This window comes from Vibrio sp. 1727 (assembly GCF_033344415.1).
Lineage (GTDB): Bacteria > Pseudomonadota > Gammaproteobacteria > Enterobacterales > Vibrionaceae > Vibrio > Vibrio alginolyticus.
This window is the reverse complement of record NZ_JAWPOT010000001.1, coordinates 337,862-355,811: the sequence shown is the minus strand read 5'-3', so window position 1 is coordinate 355,811 and position 17,950 is coordinate 337,862. Positions and strand designations below refer to the sequence as shown.

General features: G+C 44.8%; 19 protein-coding genes. 10 read left to right on the top strand and 9 right to left on the bottom strand.

The features are described 5' to 3' along the window. Positions 1-92 precede the first annotated feature (92 nt). Positions 93-875: a DUF547 domain-containing protein gene (locus R8O10_RS01730; RefSeq protein WP_206970484.1), complete on the top strand. Its 783-nt coding sequence runs from the start codon at positions 93-95 to the stop codon at positions 873-875. A gap of 141 nt (positions 876-1,016) precedes the next feature. Here the strand turns inward: R8O10_RS01730 and djlA are convergent, their stop codons facing one another. Beyond that, positions 1,017-1,871, bottom strand: a complete 855-nt coding sequence (gene djlA / locus R8O10_RS01725; RefSeq protein ID WP_005383076.1) for a co-chaperone DjlA — start codon at positions 1,869-1,871, stop codon at positions 1,017-1,019. A gap of 266 nt (positions 1,872-2,137) precedes the next feature. On the opposite strand from djlA, the gene lptD reads away from it, so the two are divergent. From lptD to apaH, 6 genes are all read left to right on the top strand, one after another. Then, on the top strand, positions 2,138-4,483 hold the full coding sequence (gene lptD, locus R8O10_RS01720) for an LPS assembly protein LptD (RefSeq protein ID WP_206970485.1): 2,346 nt from the start codon (positions 2,138-2,140) through the stop codon (positions 4,481-4,483). Positions 4,484-4,542: 59 nt separating this feature from the next. After that, positions 4,543-5,826: a peptidylprolyl isomerase SurA gene (gene surA, locus R8O10_RS01715; RefSeq protein WP_206970486.1), complete on the top strand. Its 1,284-nt coding sequence runs from the start codon at positions 4,543-4,545 to the stop codon at positions 5,824-5,826. Beyond that, positions 5,816-6,814, top strand: coding sequence for a 4-hydroxythreonine-4-phosphate dehydrogenase PdxA (gene pdxA, locus R8O10_RS01710; RefSeq protein WP_005383085.1), 999 nt, complete (start codon positions 5,816-5,818; stop codon positions 6,812-6,814). Before surA ends, pdxA begins: the two co-directional genes overlap by 11 nt. After that, on the top strand, positions 6,811-7,620 hold the full coding sequence (gene rsmA, locus R8O10_RS01705) for a 16S rRNA (adenine(1518)-N(6)/adenine(1519)-N(6))-dimethyltransferase RsmA (protein WP_005379669.1): 810 nt from the start codon (positions 6,811-6,813) through the stop codon (positions 7,618-7,620). The genes pdxA and rsmA overlap by 4 nt, the downstream gene beginning before the upstream one ends. A 75-nt stretch (positions 7,621-7,695) precedes the next feature. Next, a complete protein-coding gene (apaG, locus tag R8O10_RS01700) occupies positions 7,696-8,076 on the top strand; it encodes a Co2+/Mg2+ efflux protein ApaG (protein WP_005379668.1) in 381 nt (126 codons plus the stop codon). Between the two features lie 15 nt (positions 8,077-8,091). Next, positions 8,092-8,898, top strand: coding sequence for a bis(5'-nucleosyl)-tetraphosphatase (symmetrical) ApaH (gene apaH, locus R8O10_RS01695; RefSeq protein ID WP_047101938.1), 807 nt, complete (start codon positions 8,092-8,094; stop codon positions 8,896-8,898). Positions 8,899-9,167: 269 nt separating this feature from the next. Here apaH and folA read toward each other — a convergent pair whose 3' ends face one another. The 6 genes from folA to rplU form a co-directional block, all read right to left on the bottom strand. Next, positions 9,168-9,647 carry a type 3 dihydrofolate reductase gene (gene folA, locus R8O10_RS01690; protein ID WP_005379666.1) on the bottom strand — a complete coding sequence of 160 codons (480 nt, stop codon included), beginning with the start codon at positions 9,645-9,647 and terminating at the stop codon, positions 9,168-9,170. A gap of 9 nt (positions 9,648-9,656) precedes the next feature. Continuing rightward, positions 9,657-10,130 carry a threonine/serine exporter family protein gene (locus R8O10_RS01685; protein WP_005379665.1) on the bottom strand — a complete coding sequence of 158 codons (474 nt, stop codon included), beginning with the start codon at positions 10,128-10,130 and terminating at the stop codon, positions 9,657-9,659. Next, positions 10,130-10,930 (bottom strand): threonine/serine exporter family protein, encoded by an 801-nt coding sequence (locus R8O10_RS01680; protein WP_065274127.1) that lies wholly within the window; start codon positions 10,928-10,930, stop codon positions 10,130-10,132. The genes R8O10_RS01685 and R8O10_RS01680 overlap by 1 nt, the downstream gene beginning before the upstream one ends. A gap of 195 nt (positions 10,931-11,125) precedes the next feature. After that, the gene (gene cgtA, locus R8O10_RS01675; protein WP_005383091.1) at positions 11,126-12,301 is read right to left on the bottom strand and encodes an Obg family GTPase CgtA; all 1,176 of its coding nucleotides are present in this window, start codon (positions 12,299-12,301) and stop codon (positions 11,126-11,128) included. A gap of 212 nt (positions 12,302-12,513) precedes the next feature. Continuing rightward, positions 12,514-12,771 carry a 50S ribosomal protein L27 gene (gene rpmA / locus R8O10_RS01670; protein ID WP_005383095.1) on the bottom strand — a complete coding sequence of 86 codons (258 nt, stop codon included), beginning with the start codon at positions 12,769-12,771 and terminating at the stop codon, positions 12,514-12,516. Between the two features lie 20 nt (positions 12,772-12,791). Continuing rightward, positions 12,792-13,103 carry a 50S ribosomal protein L21 gene (rplU, locus tag R8O10_RS01665; protein ID WP_005383096.1) on the bottom strand — a complete coding sequence of 104 codons (312 nt, stop codon included), beginning with the start codon at positions 13,101-13,103 and terminating at the stop codon, positions 12,792-12,794. Positions 13,104-13,359: 256 nt separating this feature from the next. Between rplU and ispB the strand changes: the two genes are divergently transcribed. Then, positions 13,360-14,331: an octaprenyl diphosphate synthase gene (gene ispB / locus R8O10_RS01660; protein WP_047101929.1), complete on the top strand. Its 972-nt coding sequence runs from the start codon at positions 13,360-13,362 to the stop codon at positions 14,329-14,331. Positions 14,332-14,424: 93 nt separating this feature from the next. Here the strand turns inward: ispB and R8O10_RS01655 are convergent, their stop codons facing one another. Continuing rightward, positions 14,425-14,616 (bottom strand): hypothetical protein, encoded by a 192-nt coding sequence (locus R8O10_RS01655; RefSeq protein WP_005379661.1) that lies wholly within the window; start codon positions 14,614-14,616, stop codon positions 14,425-14,427. A gap of 113 nt (positions 14,617-14,729) precedes the next feature. Then, entirely contained in the window at positions 14,730-15,665 is a 936-nt protein-coding gene (gene mdh / locus R8O10_RS01650; protein WP_005379660.1) for a malate dehydrogenase, read from the bottom strand. Between the two features lie 359 nt (positions 15,666-16,024). On the opposite strand from mdh, the gene argR reads away from it, so the two are divergent. Further along, positions 16,025-16,495 carry a transcriptional regulator ArgR gene (gene argR / locus R8O10_RS01645; protein ID WP_005379659.1) on the top strand — a complete coding sequence of 157 codons (471 nt, stop codon included), beginning with the start codon at positions 16,025-16,027 and terminating at the stop codon, positions 16,493-16,495. A gap of 405 nt (positions 16,496-16,900) precedes the next feature. Then, entirely contained in the window at positions 16,901-17,869 is a 969-nt protein-coding gene (locus R8O10_RS01640; RefSeq protein WP_065274126.1) for a TAXI family TRAP transporter solute-binding subunit, read from the top strand. Positions 17,870-17,950: the final 81 nt, after the last annotated feature.

Below are 17,950 nucleotides of genomic sequence, written 5' to 3'. Positions count from 1 at the left end.
CCTTTTTTCTTTTATTTTCATTGCCTCAAGAAAGAAACTTCGCCTTATGCAGGTCTACAATATCAATAAGGTTTTGACCCAAAGGTATCTCTATGAAACGTCTGTTATTACTCTTATGTGCGCTCGTTTCTTTCTCGACATTTGCCGCACCTAAATCCGACTTATGGCCGTATTGGAAACAATCGAATCAAGCCAATCAAAGTCAAATCTCTCATCAAGATTGGCAGCAATTGCTCGATGCTTATTTAGTTGAACAAGGCGAGAATACCTTATTTCGTTACAGCCAAGTCACCTCAGCCGATAAAACTAAGCTGAAACAATACATCCAACGTTTGGCAAAACTCGATCCTCGACAATACAACCAAGCGGAGCAATACGCCTACTGGGTAAACCTTTACAATGCCATCACTGTAGACTTAATCCTAGATAACTATCCTGTCGAATCGATTACCAAACTGGGTGGGCTATTTAGCTTTGGCCCTTGGGGGGATGATGTGGTCGTGGTCAACGGGAAGGATCTGACTTTAAACGATATTGAACATCGCATTTTACGTCCAATTTGGAATGACCCGAGAACACATTACGCGGTTAACTGTGCCAGCTTGGGATGCCCTAATCTGCAGTCTCAAGCATTCACTGCTGACAACACGCAAGTTCTACTGGATAGTGCCGCTAAAACATTTATTAACAGCAGCAAAGGCGTATCTATCCAAGGTAACACGGCACAGTTGTCTTCTATTTATGATTGGTTTGCAACGGACTTTGGTGGAGAAAAACAAGTCTTCAACCACATCGCAAAGTACGCACCGCAATACAAAAATTTCTCTGGTAAAGTGAAATACGAATACGATTGGGACTTGAATCAAGCCAACTAAACTGCGGAGATTTGAGGTCAATTAGCGTTAGGATCATGATAGGCCAAAAGCTAAAGACACCGGCAACTCAAAGACTAAGACATGAAAAAAAGGGCACTCTGTGCCCTTTTTTAAATCCAATACCTGATAGAAAACGTCCGACTACTTGAAGCCTTTGACTTTCTTAATCAGATCGTAAGCGTTTTGAATCTCTTGAGATTTCTCTTTCGCGACGTTCATCATCTCTGGTGGTAAACCTTTAGCCATCAATTTGTCCGGGTGATGCTCGTTCATCAGTTTACGATAAGCACGCTTAACGGTTTTACTGTCGGCATCTGAAGACACATCCAGAATTTTGTACGCGTCGGCCAACTGATCCGCTTGTGAAGCTTGTTGCCAGCTACCACCAGAAGATTGGCCTTGATGCTGACCATGAAAACCACCCTGGCTTTGGAAACGGAATGCGGCTTCTTGCATTTGCAAGCGACGCTCTAGCTGCTCAGAAGAGAAACCCAAACCACGTGCTATTTTGTGTAACACATTTCGTTCACTAGGATGAATCGAGCCATCTGCAAAGGCCGCCGAGATTTGCAGCTCTAAGAAAAATTGCAACAAGTCAAAGCGACCAGCTGTCGAAATTTTCACACGAACAAGAACATCTTCTAACGGAAAGTCGCTGTCTTTACCTTCACGAAACGCGTCTTGCGCTGCGCGACGCTGTTCGCCATGCAAATTCATGCGGTCCATCATGGCAGAAGCCAGTTGGATTTCCTCTTTGGTGACTTGGCCTTTCGCTTTTGCCACATGTCCCATTACCGCAAACGCCGCTTTAAAAAACTCTTCTTGGCGCTGAGCTTGACTTGGCCCTTTTCCAAAGCCGCCAGTAGAGAACCCGGCTTGACTCAAGCGACGTGCTTTATCGAATTGATGGCCAATAAATAAGCCAAAGAGTAAACCTAGCGGCCCGCCAAGTAACAAGCCAAAAAAGGCACCCAGAATTTTGCCAAAAATATGCATTATGTGTTCTCTATCAATGAATTTTTATCGACGACGGCGGTCTTATAGTGCCGGATGCAACGATTTCCTTTATGATAATGGAATTAGTTTTATTTCGGCTAGGCCATTTCGCCTGCTTATCTTTGCAGCTATTTTGTCGTCATTATGCCACAGTGAATCAATACGCTGGGATAAATGCGACTATAGTTGATTCATTTGGCTATTACGCTAGGGTACAACAAGCCCTATAGCCATCGAGTAGTAGTGACACAGGAAAGTTCAATTCAATGCAACATTTCTCCCGCACATGTTTAGCGGCCTCTATCAGCACCGCCTTGTTTGTACCCACCACTCAAGCTGAAGCGAATATCCATGATAGTGTGCAGGAAATGCCCGCCACAGATCAATGTTTGGTCGATACAAGTGGCGAGGAGGACGCTCTTAATACCCCAGTAGTGGTAGAAGCTGACACCCTGCAAGCCATCAATGGTGACAAAGCTCAGTACTCAGGTAATGTACAAGTCACCCAAGGCCAGAAGAAAATTACCGCAGATAGCGTAACGCTGCACCAACAAGACAACGTCGTGGTTGCCGAAGGCAACGTGACTTTCAATGACGGCCAAGTCAAAGCTCGATCTGATCGTGTTACTAACGACATTAATCAAGATACGTTTTCACTTGAGAACACCGATTATCAGTTCCTTTGCCAACAAGGCCGAGGCACTGCAGCCTATATCGCTCGCACAGGTCAGTCGGTTTATGAACTCGAAGACGGCTCTATCACATCGTGCCCTCAAGGCGATAATTCATGGCGATTGGTTGCGTCAGGCATCGATGTTGACCAAGATGAAGAGACAGCGACGCTGCACCACCCTCGATTTGAAGTGTTAGATGTGCCTGTTTTCTATGTGCCGTATCTAACCATGCCAATTGGAGATACGCGTAAAACGGGTTTCCTCTTCCCTTCTTTATCGTACGGTTCTAGTGATGGTATGGAAGTCGAGGTGCCATTCTATTGGAACATCGCGCCTCAATATGACATGACACTCACCACGCTCTATATGCAGCAACGTGGTACAAAACTCGATACTGATTTCCGCTACCTAACAGATGGTTGGGGAAATGGGGAAATCAAAGGCGAATACCTCAATAGTGATCGCAAATATCAGGACGAGTCTCGTTGGGGCTACCAAGTTAAACACGACGGCATCATCAATAAACAGTGGATAGTCAAAGTCGATTACTCAAAAGTGAGTGATATTGATTACTTCCTCGATCTCGACTCCGATATTGGTAACCGTGAAGATGGTCAACTGGTTCAAGAAGGACAAGTACAATATCGTTCTGATTTCTGGGATGCTTCGTTAACCGTTCGTGACTTCCAAATCTTATTGAAAGAAGAGAACCGCCCTTATCGCCTGCTTCCTCAGTTAGACTTGAACTACTACACGCCATTGTGGGGAGACTACCTTAACTTTGACGTGAAGAGCCAAGTGAGCCGCTTCGATACCAGCGATGCTGCGCGACCAAATGCGACCCGTGTTCACATTGAACCAGGGCTTACATTACCACTCTCAAACTCATGGGCAACGTGGACATCAGAAGCGCGTGTGCTCTCTACGTATTACTCTCAAGACTTAACGGGTTTGACAGATGTAAACTTGCAAAACCAGTTGGATGATGAAGTTTCTCGTGTTATTCCTGAGTTCCGTACGCATGCGCAACTTTACTTAGAGCGAGATACAAGCTGGATCAAGGGCTACACACAAACACTGGAGCCTCAGCTACAGTACTTGTACGTACCTGAAGAAGATCAGACCAACATCTACAACTACGATACCACCTTGCTACAAACCGACTACTACGGGCTATTCCGCAGTCGTAAGTACAGTGGCATTGATAAAATCGCCTCGGCGAACCAGTTAAGCTACGGTGCGAGTACTCGCTTCTTTGATGATGACTATAAAGAGCGTCTTAACGTTTCATTTGGTCAGATTTACTACTTCGATAAAAAGACCAAACTGAGCAATAGTCCAAATCTTCCGGATGAGACCACCAATTACTCATCATGGGCGATTGAAGCTGATTTCAACTACAACGATTACTTGTTCTATCACGGTGGAATTCAATACGATATTGATTTGAGCTCCATGCAGTTGGCAAACAGTACCTTGGAATACCAATTCAACGGCGGCTTTATTCAGGGTAACTATCGCTACGTTACGCGTGAATACATCGAAGATACGATCATTCTCGAAAACCTAGACACAATTACTCGTAAAGGTATTTCTCAAGCAGGTATTGTAGCGGCCTACGAGTTCAACCCGAACTGGTCTGCGAGTGGTCAATACTACTACGACCTCAATGAAAATGCGGACCTAGAATGGTTAGCGAGCCTACGTTACCAATCTGACTGTTGGTACATTGGCGTCACTTACTCAAACCAATTGCTTGGTTGGGAAGACCAAGCTATCGGCAGCACCGGGGCATCACCTGAATACGAAAATAACTTCAGCGTTAACTTCGGTATTCAAGGCTTTGCGACCAACCAGCGTGAAGACACTGCTGTCAAAGAACTGGATGGTTCTGACAACGCGATTAAGTACGGCCGCCCATTCTATCTGAACAATTAATCAAAATAGGCGTCTTAAATGAATAAGACGCCTATTCAAAAATACTGACGGAATTTTAAATGAAAATTTGGAAATCAATCTTATTCACGACCCTACTCTCTTGCGGAGCGGTTGCAGCACCAGTAGAGATCGATAAGGTTGCGGTCATCGTGAACGACGGTGTAGTTCTACAAAGCGACATCGAAACAGCGATGAAAACGCTGCAAGCCAACGCTCGTCAAAGTGGAAAGAGCTTACCTTCTACCAGCGTGTTAAAAGAACAAGTCGTTGAAAAACTTATCATTGATACGTTGCAAGGCCAAGAAGCAGACCGTATTGGTGTGCGTATTGACGACAACCGTTTAAACCAAGCGATTGCAGAGATCGCACGTAATAATGAGCAATCGGTAGAACAACTCGCTGCTTCTGTAGAAAGTGAAGGTTTAAGCTACCCAGAATTCCGCGAACAAATTCGTAAGGAAATCGCCGCATCAGAAGCTCGCAATGCACTGGTTCGTCGCCGTATTAATATCCTTCCAGCAGAGGTCGATAGCCTTGCTGAGCAACTATCACAAGAAACCAATGCAACTGTTCAATACAAAATTGGACACATTCAACTGCGCTTCTCTGACGATAAAGAAAAATCTGCTGTAGAAGCAGAAGCTAAAGCGCTCGCGAAAAAGCTAAACGAAGGTGCAGATTTTACGGAGATGGCCTACACCTACTCTAAAGGTCCTAAAGCTTTACAAGGTGGTGATTGGGGCTGGATGCGTAAAGAAGAGATGCCAACCATCTTTGCTGATCAGATCAAGATGCAAAACAAAGGCAGCATTATTGGTCCATTCCGTAGTGGCGTTGGTTTCCACATCCTAAAAATAGAGGATGTCAAAGGCCTAGAAATGGTTGCGGTAACGGAAGTAAATGCGCGTCATATTTTGATTAAACCAACCGTGATTCTGAGCGACGAAGGGGCGAAGAAGCAACTGAATGAATTTGTACGCCGCATCAAAGCCGGTGAAGCAACGTTCGCTCAATTGGCAACACAATACAGTCAAGATCCTGGCTCGGCAGCACAAGACGGTGAACTAGGTTATCAAACACCAGATCTTTACGTGCCAGAATTCAAGCACCAAGTAGAAACTCTGCCAGTTGGCTCAATCAGCGAACCGTTCAAAACCGTTCACGGCTGGCATATCGTTGAAGTGTTGGATCGTCGCCAAGTTGACCGTACTGACTCAGCGATGAAGAACAAAGCTTACCGTATTCTATTTAACCGTAAATTTAATGAAGAAGCGGGCGCATGGATGCAAGAGCTACGCGCAAGTGCGTTTGTTGAAATCGTGGATGACAACAATGACAACTAATACAATTCGTAGAATTGTCGTAACCGCAGGGGAACCTGCGGGTATCGGCCCAGACTTAGTGCTTGCCCTATCGAAAGAAGATTGGGCGCACCAAATTGTCGTCTGTGCCGATAAGAATATGCTGACGGAGCGAGCCAAGCAGCTTGGCATCGAAGTCCAACTGTCTGATTACAATCCAGAAGAAGCACCTAAAGCACAAAAAGCGGGCACGCTTATCGTTGACCATATCCAAATATCGGAACCTGCGGTCGCAGGCGAGCTCAATGAAGCGAATGGCCACTATGTACTAAAAACGCTAGAAAGAGCGGCTTTAGGCTGTATGAATGATGAATTTGATGCTATTGTCACCGGCCCTGTTCATAAGGGGGTGATTAATCGCGCAGGTGTTGCATTCAGTGGTCATACTGAATTTTTCGCCGAGAAGTCACAAACGCCGCTAGTCGTAATGATGCTAGCAACGGAAGGACTACGCGTGGCGCTGGTTACAACACATATTCCTTTAGCTTATGTGTCCAAAGCTGTCACCGAAGAGCGATTAGAAAAAATCATCGATATTCTTCATAAAGACCTTGTAGAAAAGTTTGCTATCGCACAACCAAACATCTACGTTTGCGGGCTTAACCCTCATGCTGGCGAAGATGGCTGCTTAGGTCGTGAAGAGATCGAAACCATCACTCCAACACTGGAAAAAATTCGACAAGAAAAAGGTATCAACCTGATCGGCCCTCTGCCGGCTGATACCATTTTCAATGAAAAATATTTAAATGATGCTGATGCTGTTTTAGGCATGTACCATGATCAAGTATTGCCAGTATTAAAATACAAAGGCTTTGGTCGTTCAGTAAATATTACTCTTGGTCTACCTTTTATTAGAACATCGGTGGACCACGGTACTGCATTAGATCTGGCAGGGACAGGTCAAGCGGATACAGGGAGTTTCCGAACAGCGCTCACGCATGCGATAGATTTGGTAGAGAAGAAACAATGAGAAATGATGTCCATTTAGGACACAAAGCGCGTAAACGTTTTGGTCAAAACTTCCTGAACGATCCATACATTATTGATGGAATCGTATCAGCGATTAACCCAAAACCAGGTCAAAACCTGGTTGAAATCGGTCCTGGTCTTGGTGCAATCACTGAGCCAGTAGGTCGTGAAGTAGATAAGTTCACAGTTATCGAATTAGACCGCGATCTGGCGGAACGCCTACGTACTCACCCTGAACTGGCAGATAAGTTGACCATCCATGAGGGTGACGCTATGCGTTTTGACTTCACTCAACTAGTGAAGCCAAACAACAAGCTGCGCATTTTTGGTAACTTACCGTACAACATCTCTACACCATTGATGTTCCACCTTTTCGAGTTCCATAAAGACATTCAAGACATGCACTTTATGCTGCAAAAAGAAGTGGTAAACCGCTTAGCCGCCGGCCCTGGCAGCAAAGCTTACGGCCGTTTAACGGTAATGGCTCAGTACTACTGTAAAGTGGTACCGGTACTGGAAGTACCGCCAACGGCATTCGTTCCACCACCGAAAGTGGATTCTGCCGTTGTTCGTTTAGTGCCTTACGAAGAGTTGCCATGCCCGGCGAAAGATCTGCGTTTGCTCGATCGCGTTTGTCGTGAAGGCTTTAACCAACGTCGTAAAACAGTTCGTAACTGCTACAAATCGTTGTTAAGCACAGAAGTACTAGAAGAGCTAGGTGTTAATCCAAGCATGCGTCCAGAGAACCTGACGCTAGAACAATTCGTCGCAATGGCGAACTGGCTTGCGGATAACCCGCAGCACTAAGAACTCAAACAATGAGCCAAACCCTTGTAGGTTTGGCTTATTATTATTGGGATATTACGTTTCTGAGGAGTGCACATGGACGTCATTCAACCTTGCATCAAAATTCAAGTTCACACCAAATACATCGAAGAACAGTCCAACCCAGAGCTACAACGCTACGTTTTCGCTTATATCATCACCATCAAAAACCTTAGCCAACAAACCGTACAGTTAGTGAGCCGCCGCTGGCTAATCACAGACTCGAATGGCAAGCAAATGACGGTTGAAGGTGACGGAGTGGTAGGCCAGCAGCCCTTTATTCCAAGCAATGATGAATACACGTACAGTAGCGGAACCGCGTTAGAAACCCCTGTCGGCGTTATGCAAGGACACTACAAAATGCTGGATGAGAAAGGGCAAGAGTTCATCACCGAAATTGAACCATTTCGCTTGGCTGTTCCAAATGTTTTAAATTAGTAAATTGGAGATTCAGTGGCTACCTATATTGTTGGTGACATCCAAGGCTGTTTTGATGAACTGCAGCGACTACTAGAAAAAGTATCTTTCTCTGCGAAAAAAGACCAACTTTGGCTTGCTGGTGATTTGGTCGCCAGAGGGCCTAAATCACTAGAAACGTTACGCTTTGTGAAGTCACTTGGCGCAAGCGCAATCGTGGTGCTTGGTAATCACGACCTCCATCTTCTCGCTGTGGCTCACGGGATAAAAAAGGTCAAAGACAAAGATAAAACCGCACCTATTTTCACGGCCCCCGACAAAGAGGAATTACTGACATGGCTAGCTCAGCAACCTCTATTGGCCGAGCATGACGAGTTCGTGATGTGTCACGCTGGCATATCACCGCAGTGGAATCTAAAAACAGCGAGAAAGTGTGCCCGTGAAGTTGAGCGCATCATCCAAAGTGAAGAGCTGCCTTGGCTATTAAAAAACATGTACAGCAATCAACCGGATTCCTGGGATGACTCTCTACAGGGTTTGGACCGATACCGCTATATTATCAATGCTTTTACGCGGATGCGCTTTTGTTTCCCTGATGGTCGTTTGGATATGGATTGTAAATTGCCACCGCAACAAGTTTCCGGTAACGAACTTATTCCATGGTTTGATGTGCCTAAACGTATTCACTTAAATAAAGCGGTGCTCTTTGGGCACTGGGCTGCACTACAAGGCTATATGAACAACGAAGTCATCGGGCTAGATACTGGCTGCGTTTGGGGCGGAAGCCTAACCATGATCCGTTGGGAAGATAAGAAAATTTTTACTCAGGATGCGTTAAGTTAAACACTGAATAACAGTCGATAATCCATAGTAGGAGGAATACCTGTCACTTAACACTTCCTGTAGGGTCATTCCAACGAGCCTTAACGAGACTAGGAATCTAATATCCTCGCGCTGCGAATAGATAGAAATACCTTTGACAACAAGGTACTCGTATAGAGGCTCCTGAATCTCGCTCTTTCGTCGCTTTTCAGGATGACGGTAGGTTGGGATGGCCGCTCGCTGTTACACGAACGGCATTACCGTATTAACTACGCGGTGTTAATCTCGAATTACTTTTCTAACACAGTAAAGCGCATGTTATAGGCGTTCTTCTCATCGGCTTGATACATTTCTGAGTAAGTCTCCTTAAACTCGTCTCCCCAATCTGGGAACTGAGTATCACCATCAATGGCCGCTTCAATGTGTGTTACATACAGTTTATTGGCCATAGGCAGACAAGTGGTGTAAATCGCACCACCACCAATGATCATCACTTCTTCCACATCACCTGCGACTTCCAGAGCCTGCTCAATCGATGTTACGGTAGTGACACCTTCGATCTTTAGTGTCTCATCACGGCTAATAACAATATTCAAGCGACCTGGTAAAGGGCGACCAATAGACTCATAGGTTTTGCGTCCCATCACAACCGGTTTTCCCATGGTACAACGCTTAAACCAAGCGAAATCGGCGGGAAGATGCCAAGGCATTTGATTGTCTTTGCCAATGATGCGATTGTCGGCCATCGCGGCAATCATACTAATGATCATGTTAGGTCCTTATACAATTGGTCTGCGGCGATAGAATAACAGCCCTGGAACCGCAAGACCAACAGCTAAACCTGCAATAATAAACATGGCCTTAAGAAAGTTTTCCATACAGGTTGCGACAAGCTCGGGTGAGTAGCCAACATGATTGATCTCTACCATAGCGATCATTGCTTTGTACGCAAACACACCCGGCACCATCGGGATCAAAGCAGCCACAGTAAACACTTTTGGATGCGCGAGAAAACGGTGAGACCAGTACACACCAATCATCCCAACTAACGTCGCGGCAAAAAAGGTTGCCCACTCAATAGGAATGCCAAACTGCATCATCAAGTAGCGGCTACCATGACCAATCGCGCCACCAACAGCGCAATACACTAAGGCTCTTTGTGGCACGTTAAAAACCAATGCAAATCCTACGGCGGGAATCGCCGCAAAAAACATGTCATTCAAAAGGCCAAACATCAAATCAAATAAACTCATTAGATAGCCCACCCCCAAATTCCAGTTACACTCATCGCAGCAACGATCCCCAAACATGTCGCCAACGTTAGTAAACTAGCCATCACAAATCGAGCAATGCCCATATTAATGTGGCCTTTCAACATATCTGCGACAGAGTTAATGAGTGGGAAACCAGGTACAAGCATTAATACCGACGATGCCATTGCTACGGTAGGTAGATTACCGATTTGGTAAATTTCCGCCTGTGCTGAAATTAAGGTAGTCACAAAAGCGGTCGCAGCAAAGTTCAATAGAGGGTTGAAATGACGATGACCAATTTCTTGGCGAACGATCATGCCACCAGCTGAAGCTAAAAAGGTCATGATGAATACTCCCCAATCACCACCAGCAAGATGACTGAATGCCGCACAAGACAAGCCAATCATAAACACCACCAACCAGCGGTTATAACGCTCTGGACTGATAGCGTTCAGCTTTTTCTGCGCCATGGTTGAATCGAGCAAACCACGTTCCATCATGATACAGATTCGTTGAATTTGCGTAATAACGCGCATATTGATGCCACGATCAGCGCAGCTTCGGGTGGTGGTGATGCAATGCCCATCCATTACCGTCGTCACAACCAATGCATTAGCTGATAGTGCTACCGCAACTTCATTCACCCCACAAGCAAGGCCAATACGACGCATAATATCGCTCACAAGAGTACTTTCAGCACCATGAGCGAGTAGCATTTGTCCGGCTTGGGCGACAAGACGAGAAATCGATCGTTGAGTAGATACCGCCAACTCTCTATGCGGTATGGTTTCTAGAGTCATAAATAAGTCTAATTCCTTTTAGGGTGTTACTCATTCATACGCGCGAGGGCCAAACTAACCCTCAAAAAACACGACGTATCGGTTATTGTGCCGTAAATCACATCACCTAAATATGATTTAGATACAAAAAAAGCCGCAATAGATAATTGCGGCTTAATGAATTATAGGCAAACAGGCATTGTTTGACCGTTCTGATTAGTCACGAACGTAGACAACGTGACCGTCATCTTCTTCATCGTCCCAGTCATCCCAATCGTCGTCGTCATCTTCAGTGATAACGTCTTTACCCGCCATCGCATCTTTATGGTAATCATCCCACATGAAGTTAACTTTATCTTCTTCAGCCACTTCTTCCTCTTCGCGAGGTAGGTTATCCATAAAGTCAGCCAGTTTGTAACAAAGCTCTTTAGTACCGTTACGATTGATCGCCGAGATCTTAAAGTACTCGTCTTCCCAACCTAGTGCGTCTAAGATTTCTTGGATCTTCTCATTCGCTTCTTCTTCAGGCATTAGATCAACTTTGTTGAACACTAACCAGCGCGGCTTACTTGCCAGTTTCTCGCTGTATTGTTCTAGTTCATCAATGATCGTCAATGCATTTTGCACCGGATCGGACTGATCAATTGGCATAATATCGATCATGTGCAGCAACACTCGACAACGCTCTAAGTGCTTCAAGAATCGAATACCAAGGCCAGCGCCATCTGCTGCACCCTCGATCAAACCAGGGATGTCTGCAACAACAAAACTTTTCTCTGGTACGACACTTACGACACCCAAGCTTGGGATCAAAGTCGTGAATGGGTAATCAGCGACTTTCGGTTTTGCTGCTGATACTGCGCGGATAAAGGTTGATTTACCGGCATTAGGTAGACCAAGCATACCCACATCAGCAAGAAGCAATAGCTCAAGGCGAATTTCGCGTACTTCACCTTTTGTACCCAATGTTCTCTGACGAGGCGCGCGGTTTACTGAAGATTTGAAACGCGTGTTACCTAGACCGTGCCAACCGCCTTTTGCGATCATCACTTTCTTACCGTGTTCAGCAACTTCCGCCACGATTTCATTTGTGTGGATATCCACAGCGCGCGTACCCACAGGTACACGAAGAACGATGTCTTTACCACGCTTACCTGTACAGTTACCACCGCGACCGTTTTCACCACGCTCAGCTTCGTAGAAGCGCTGGAAACGGTAATCAATCAGGGTATTTAGGTTTTCATCGGCTTGGATATAAACATCACCACCGTCACCGCCATCACCGCCATCAGGGCCACCTTTAGTGATGAATTTTTCACGCCAGAAACTGACAACGCCACTACCGCCATCACCAGCCTGAACTTTTACTACCGCTTCATCTACGAACTTCATCTTTTACTCCGACTACTTCGTGCGTGGATTAAATCTTACTATGTCATCCGACAATTTTAGCAGATGACAGATCTAAGCTCCCAGATTCAAATCGCTTAGGATCTTAGCGAGAAACTTCGATATGTCGACTGCCACAAATAAAAAACCCCGCCGATTCGGCAGGGCTTTTGAATTCAGCTTAAAGCTATTAAGTAATTTGGTTAAAAACCTAATTACTCAGCTTCGATGCTTACAAACTTACGGTTCTTAGGACCTTTCACTTCGAACTTCACTTTACCTTCAGTAAGAGCGAATAGAGTGTGGTCTTTACCGATACCTACGTTGTTACCAGCGTGGAACTTAGTACCACGTTGACGAACGATGATGTTACCTGCAAGTACAGATTCACCACCGAAACGCTTAACACCTAGACGTTTGCTTTCTGAATCGCGGCCGTTACGAGTAGAACCACCAGCTTTTTTGTGTGCCATTGTTAAACTCTCCTAATAGATTAAGCGTTGATACCAGTGATCTTCACTTCAGTGAACCACTGACGGTGACCCTGTTGCTTACGAGAGTGCTTACGACGACGGAACTTAACGATTTTAACTTTATCGCCACGACCGTGTTGTACAACTTCAGCAACAATTTTGCCGCCCTCTACAAGAGGAGCACCAACTTTGATGTCTTCGCCGTTAGCAACAAGAAGAACTTTATCAAATTCTACAGTTGCACCAGTTTCAACGTCTAATTTCTCTAAACGAAGAGTTTGACCTTCGCTTACACGGTGTTGTTTACCACCAGATTGGAAAACAGCGTACATATTTTACTCCGCTTTTTCCGCACAGCCTTTCTTGAGGGTGTGCGCTAAACTAATCATCAATAGGGCGCAGATTCTACAGAATAGATGCTCCTATGACAAGCCATATTTTGAAAAAATTGGCGAAAAGCTAATCGCCAAAGAAAAGTGCGGCAATCATGCCCTTTAGTAATGTATTAATCAACGTTTTTTAGTGTATTATTCGACAATTATATAAATCGAATAAGCCTTGCAGGGTCTAACTTCAGCCGGATATACGATGGATTTTAAAACTATCCAAGCGCTTACTGCCGATGACATGGCAAAAGTGAATGAAACAATTCAAGCCCAACTTAATTCTGATGTCTCTTTAATCAACCAGCTCGGTTTTTATATCGTGAGTGGTGGAGGCAAACGTCTAAGACCGCTTTTAGCGATACTGTCAGCCCGTGCACTTGGTTACCAAGGCAATGGTCATACAATGGCAGCTGCGTTTATTGAGTTCATCCATACAGCGACTTTGCTGCATGATGACGTGGTAGATGAATCAGACATGCGCCGTGGTAAAGCCACTGCGAATGCAGCATTTGGCAATGCGGCTAGCGTATTAGTTGGGGACTTTATCTATACACGCTCATTTCAGATGATGACGGAACTAGGATCCATGAAGATCCTTAAACTAATGAGCAATGCCGTAAACGTGATCGCCGAAGGTGAAGTACAGCAGTTGATGAACTGTAACGACCCTGACACGACAGAAGAAAGCTACATGCAAGTCATCTACTCTAAGACTGCGCGCTTATTTGAATCCGCAACTCAAATCGGTGCAATCTTAAATGATGCTCCTGAGCATGTGGAAATCGCAATGCAAAATTACGGTAAGTATCTAGGCACTGCGTTTCAGCTCATTGATGACGTCATGGATTACACTTCTGATGGCGAAGACATGGGTAAAAATGTGGGTGATGACTTGGCCGAAGGCAAGCCAACTTTACCTCTACTCCATGCTATGCGTAATACCACACCAGAAAACGCCATCATGATTCGTGAAGCAATTGAGAAAGCGAATGGCATGGATCGCTTAGAAGAAATTCTTGCGGTCATGAAAAAAGCAGGCTCTCTGGAGTACACAACGCAAAAAGCTCTAGAAGAAGCAGACAAAGCAATCGCAGAACTATCAGTGTTGCCAGAGTCTGAATACAAACAAGCGCTTGTTACTTTGGCTCATGTCGCAGTACAACGCACGAAGTAATCAATAGCTACCCATAACGCAAGGCTTATAGCTAAAAGGAAGAGCATGCTCTTCCTTTTTTACGTTTGATACCTAATGACGACGCCCGAGACGCTAGTAATATCTGTCACTACCGCCATGCAGTTGTGGATCATCTTCTATTTCATCAAAGCTAACGGCGAGCTGCTGTTCAGTCCCTTGTTTGGACAACAATACCGTCTCTGCTTCATGGTCGACCACTAATATCGTACCGACGCCTTGTTGGCACTCAACAACCATGCCTTTACGGATTCGACTCGCTTCCATCATCTTCTCCTTCACTACGTCGTTTTATTCGATCATTTTTACGAAGTTGAGAAATCAAGGATCAAAAAAGCCGATCAAAATGATCGGCTTTCTTCTTATATAGGCTTTCTAGATTACTTTGCGAATTCAACACCAATGTTGATGTCGCCATTTAGTGTTTCTAGCATACCGTCTAATGCAGACTTTTCGTAATCGCTGAGTTTGCCGTAGCTTAGTACTTCTTCAACGCCTTCTTTACCCAGTTTCACAGGTTGCGCGAAGTACGTCGCGTGTTCGCCGTCGCCTTCAACGTAAGCGCACTCAACTACGCCTTCTTCACCTTGAAGAGCACGAACCAGAGACAGACCAAAGCGACATGCAGCTTGGCCCATTGATAGTGTTGCACTACCACCACCCGCTTTCGCTTCTACAACTTCAGTACCTGCATTTTGAATACGTTTCGTTAATGCTTCTACTTCTTCAGCTGTAAACTCAACACCTTCTACTTGAGACAGTAGAGGTAAGATCGTTACGCCAGAGTGACCACCAATAACTGGCACGCGAACGTCACCTGGATCTTTGTCTTTTAGCTCAGCAACAAACGTTTCTGAACGGATAACATCCAACGTTGTTACACCAAATAGACGACGCTTATCATAAACACCCGCTTTTTTAAGAACTTCAGCAGCAATTGGCACTGTTGTATTTACAGGGTTTGTGATGATACCAACACAAGCTTTCGGACAAACAACCGCAATCTTCTCCGCTAGCGATTTAACGATACCAGCGTTTACATTAAATAGATCCGCACGATCCATACCTGGCTTACGCGCAACACCAGCAGAAATTAGCACAACATCCGCGCCTTCTAGTGCTGGAGTAGGATCTTCACCAGCGTAACCTTTGATAGAAACTGGCGTAGGGATGTGGCTAAGATCAGCGGCCACACCAGGAGTTACTGGAGCAATATCATATAGGGCTAGATCAGAACCAGCAGGAAGACGGTTCTTAAGTAGAAGGGCCAGGGCTTGACCGATGCCACCAGCGGCACCAATAACGGCTACTTTCATGTAGTTCTCCTTGAGAGTATTTCTCTTATAAACGTATTCGTAGGGTAGTTTGTAACCAACTTAAATAAAGCTATCGGAATCACAACTTGATTACAATCAATTAACGCTAGCTTTGCGACCTCGCGCAACTCGCTGTTACCGTGCTACAAATGGGGCTTGGATTATTCTTTTATTCTGTTGAAATGACAAGGAATTCAAGAAAACAGATACAGCCCTACTTCAGCGCGCTAAAGAATTCTATGTGGTATATAGTTTACAGTGACGCATCTAACATAATCCTGGGACTCTTTGGCATCGCCTGAATATATATGCGAGAATATGCAAAATTGCTGACCCGTAATAAGAGATTTGTAATGACTATGCGCAATTCAGAAAAACAAGACAACTTAGTTCGCGCCTTTAAAGCCCTGTTAAAAGAAGAAAGCTTTGGCTCACAGGGCGAGATTGTTGACGCACTCAAACAGCAAGGATTTGAGAGTATCAACCAATCTAAAGTCTCACGTATGCTGACTAAATTTGGCGCTGTCCGTACGCGCAATGCAAAAATGGAAATGGTTTACTGTCTTCCTGCTGAGCTAGGTGTCCCAACAGTCAGCAGCTCTCTGCGTGAACTAGTACTAGACATCGATCGTAACGCAGCGTTAGTGGTAATTCACACTGGCCCAGGTGCAGCACAGTTGATTGCTCGCTTGCTTGATTCACTCGGTAAATCCGAAGGTATTCTTGGTGTTGTCGCAGGTGACGATACCATTTTCATTACGCCAACCATGGCAATTACGACTGAGCAACTCTTCAAATCAGTGTGCGAGCTGTTCGAATATACTGGTTAAGTTCTATAAAGCTTCAATCAGCTAACTCATTGTGGGTTATAAAAGAAGTCTCATTTTGTAGCCCATAATTTATGTAAATTTTTTGCTTACTCCGCTCATTCTTCAACCATCCATTTTGTGATTAACATCACGCAATTGATCTTTTTCATTTCAGTCACTAAACGTTAATTAAGCAATTGTTTTAAAAAGAATTAAATCACAAATTGAATCCTATCCCCTGATACAAAATTCAGACTTATCAACTATAACATTTAACAATTGGATAATTTTCTGCCAATTTTTTGTTATGATTCGCTCGCTTTTTCAAACGATTGGATTGAAAAAGGTGCCGTTTCCAAATAGGAAACTCCAGAAGTGATTTATGGTTATTTCCGGGTAAATAATGAATATAAGGAAGGGAAATTCATGGCATTTAACAAACTTCTCAAAGTAGGCGCTATCGCTGCAGCCGTAATGGGCGCAGGCGCAGTTAACGCTCAAGAGTTTATTACCATCGGTACTGGCTCCGTGACAGGTGTTTACTACCCAACTGGTGGTGCTATCTGTAAGTTGGTAAATAAAGATCGTAAAGACCACAACATCCGTTGTTCAGTAGAATCGACTGGTGGCTCAATTTACAACGTTAACACTATCCGTGCAGGCGAATTAGATTTTGGTATCGTGCAATCGGATTGGCAGTACCACGGCTACAACGGTACGAGCAAGTTTGAAGAACAAGGCCCGTACAAGAAGCTACGCGCAATGTTCTCTCTTCATACAGAACCTTTCAACATCATTGCGCGTGCAGATTCAGGTATTGAAAACGTTGAAGACCTGAAAGGTAAGCGCGTAAACATCGGTAATCCAGGCTCTGGTGACCGTGCAACGATGGGCGTTGTCATGGAAGCGATGGGTTGGACAAACGACAGCTTCAAGTTGGCGTCTGAGCTAAAAGGCTCTGAACGCTCTCAGGCACTTTGTGATAACAAAATTGACGCCTTCATTTACATGGTCGGCCACCCGAACGGTTCAATCAAAGAAGCAACCACATCATGTGATGCGAAGCTAGTTTCAGCAACAGGCCCTAAAATCGATAAAATTGTTGCCGACAACCCATACTACGCCTTTAGCTCAGTACCGGCTGGTATGTACCGCGGTACAGACAAAGACGTAAACAGCTTTGGTGTTGCAGCAACAATGGTAACGACCTCTGATGTTTCAGACGATGTCGCTTACAACGTGGCAAAAGCTGTGTTTGAAAACTTTGATACCTTCAAACGTCTACACCCTGCATTCGCAAACTTGAAGAAAGAAGACATGGTGAAAGCTGGTCTTTCTATTCCTCTTCACCCAGGTGCAGAAAAGTACTACAAAGAAATGGGTCTAATTAAGTAATTTCCTCAGACTCTACATACAGGCAGGAAAGAATATTTTCTGCCTGTTTGAGCATACAGGTTGTAGCACGTTCTAACTGTA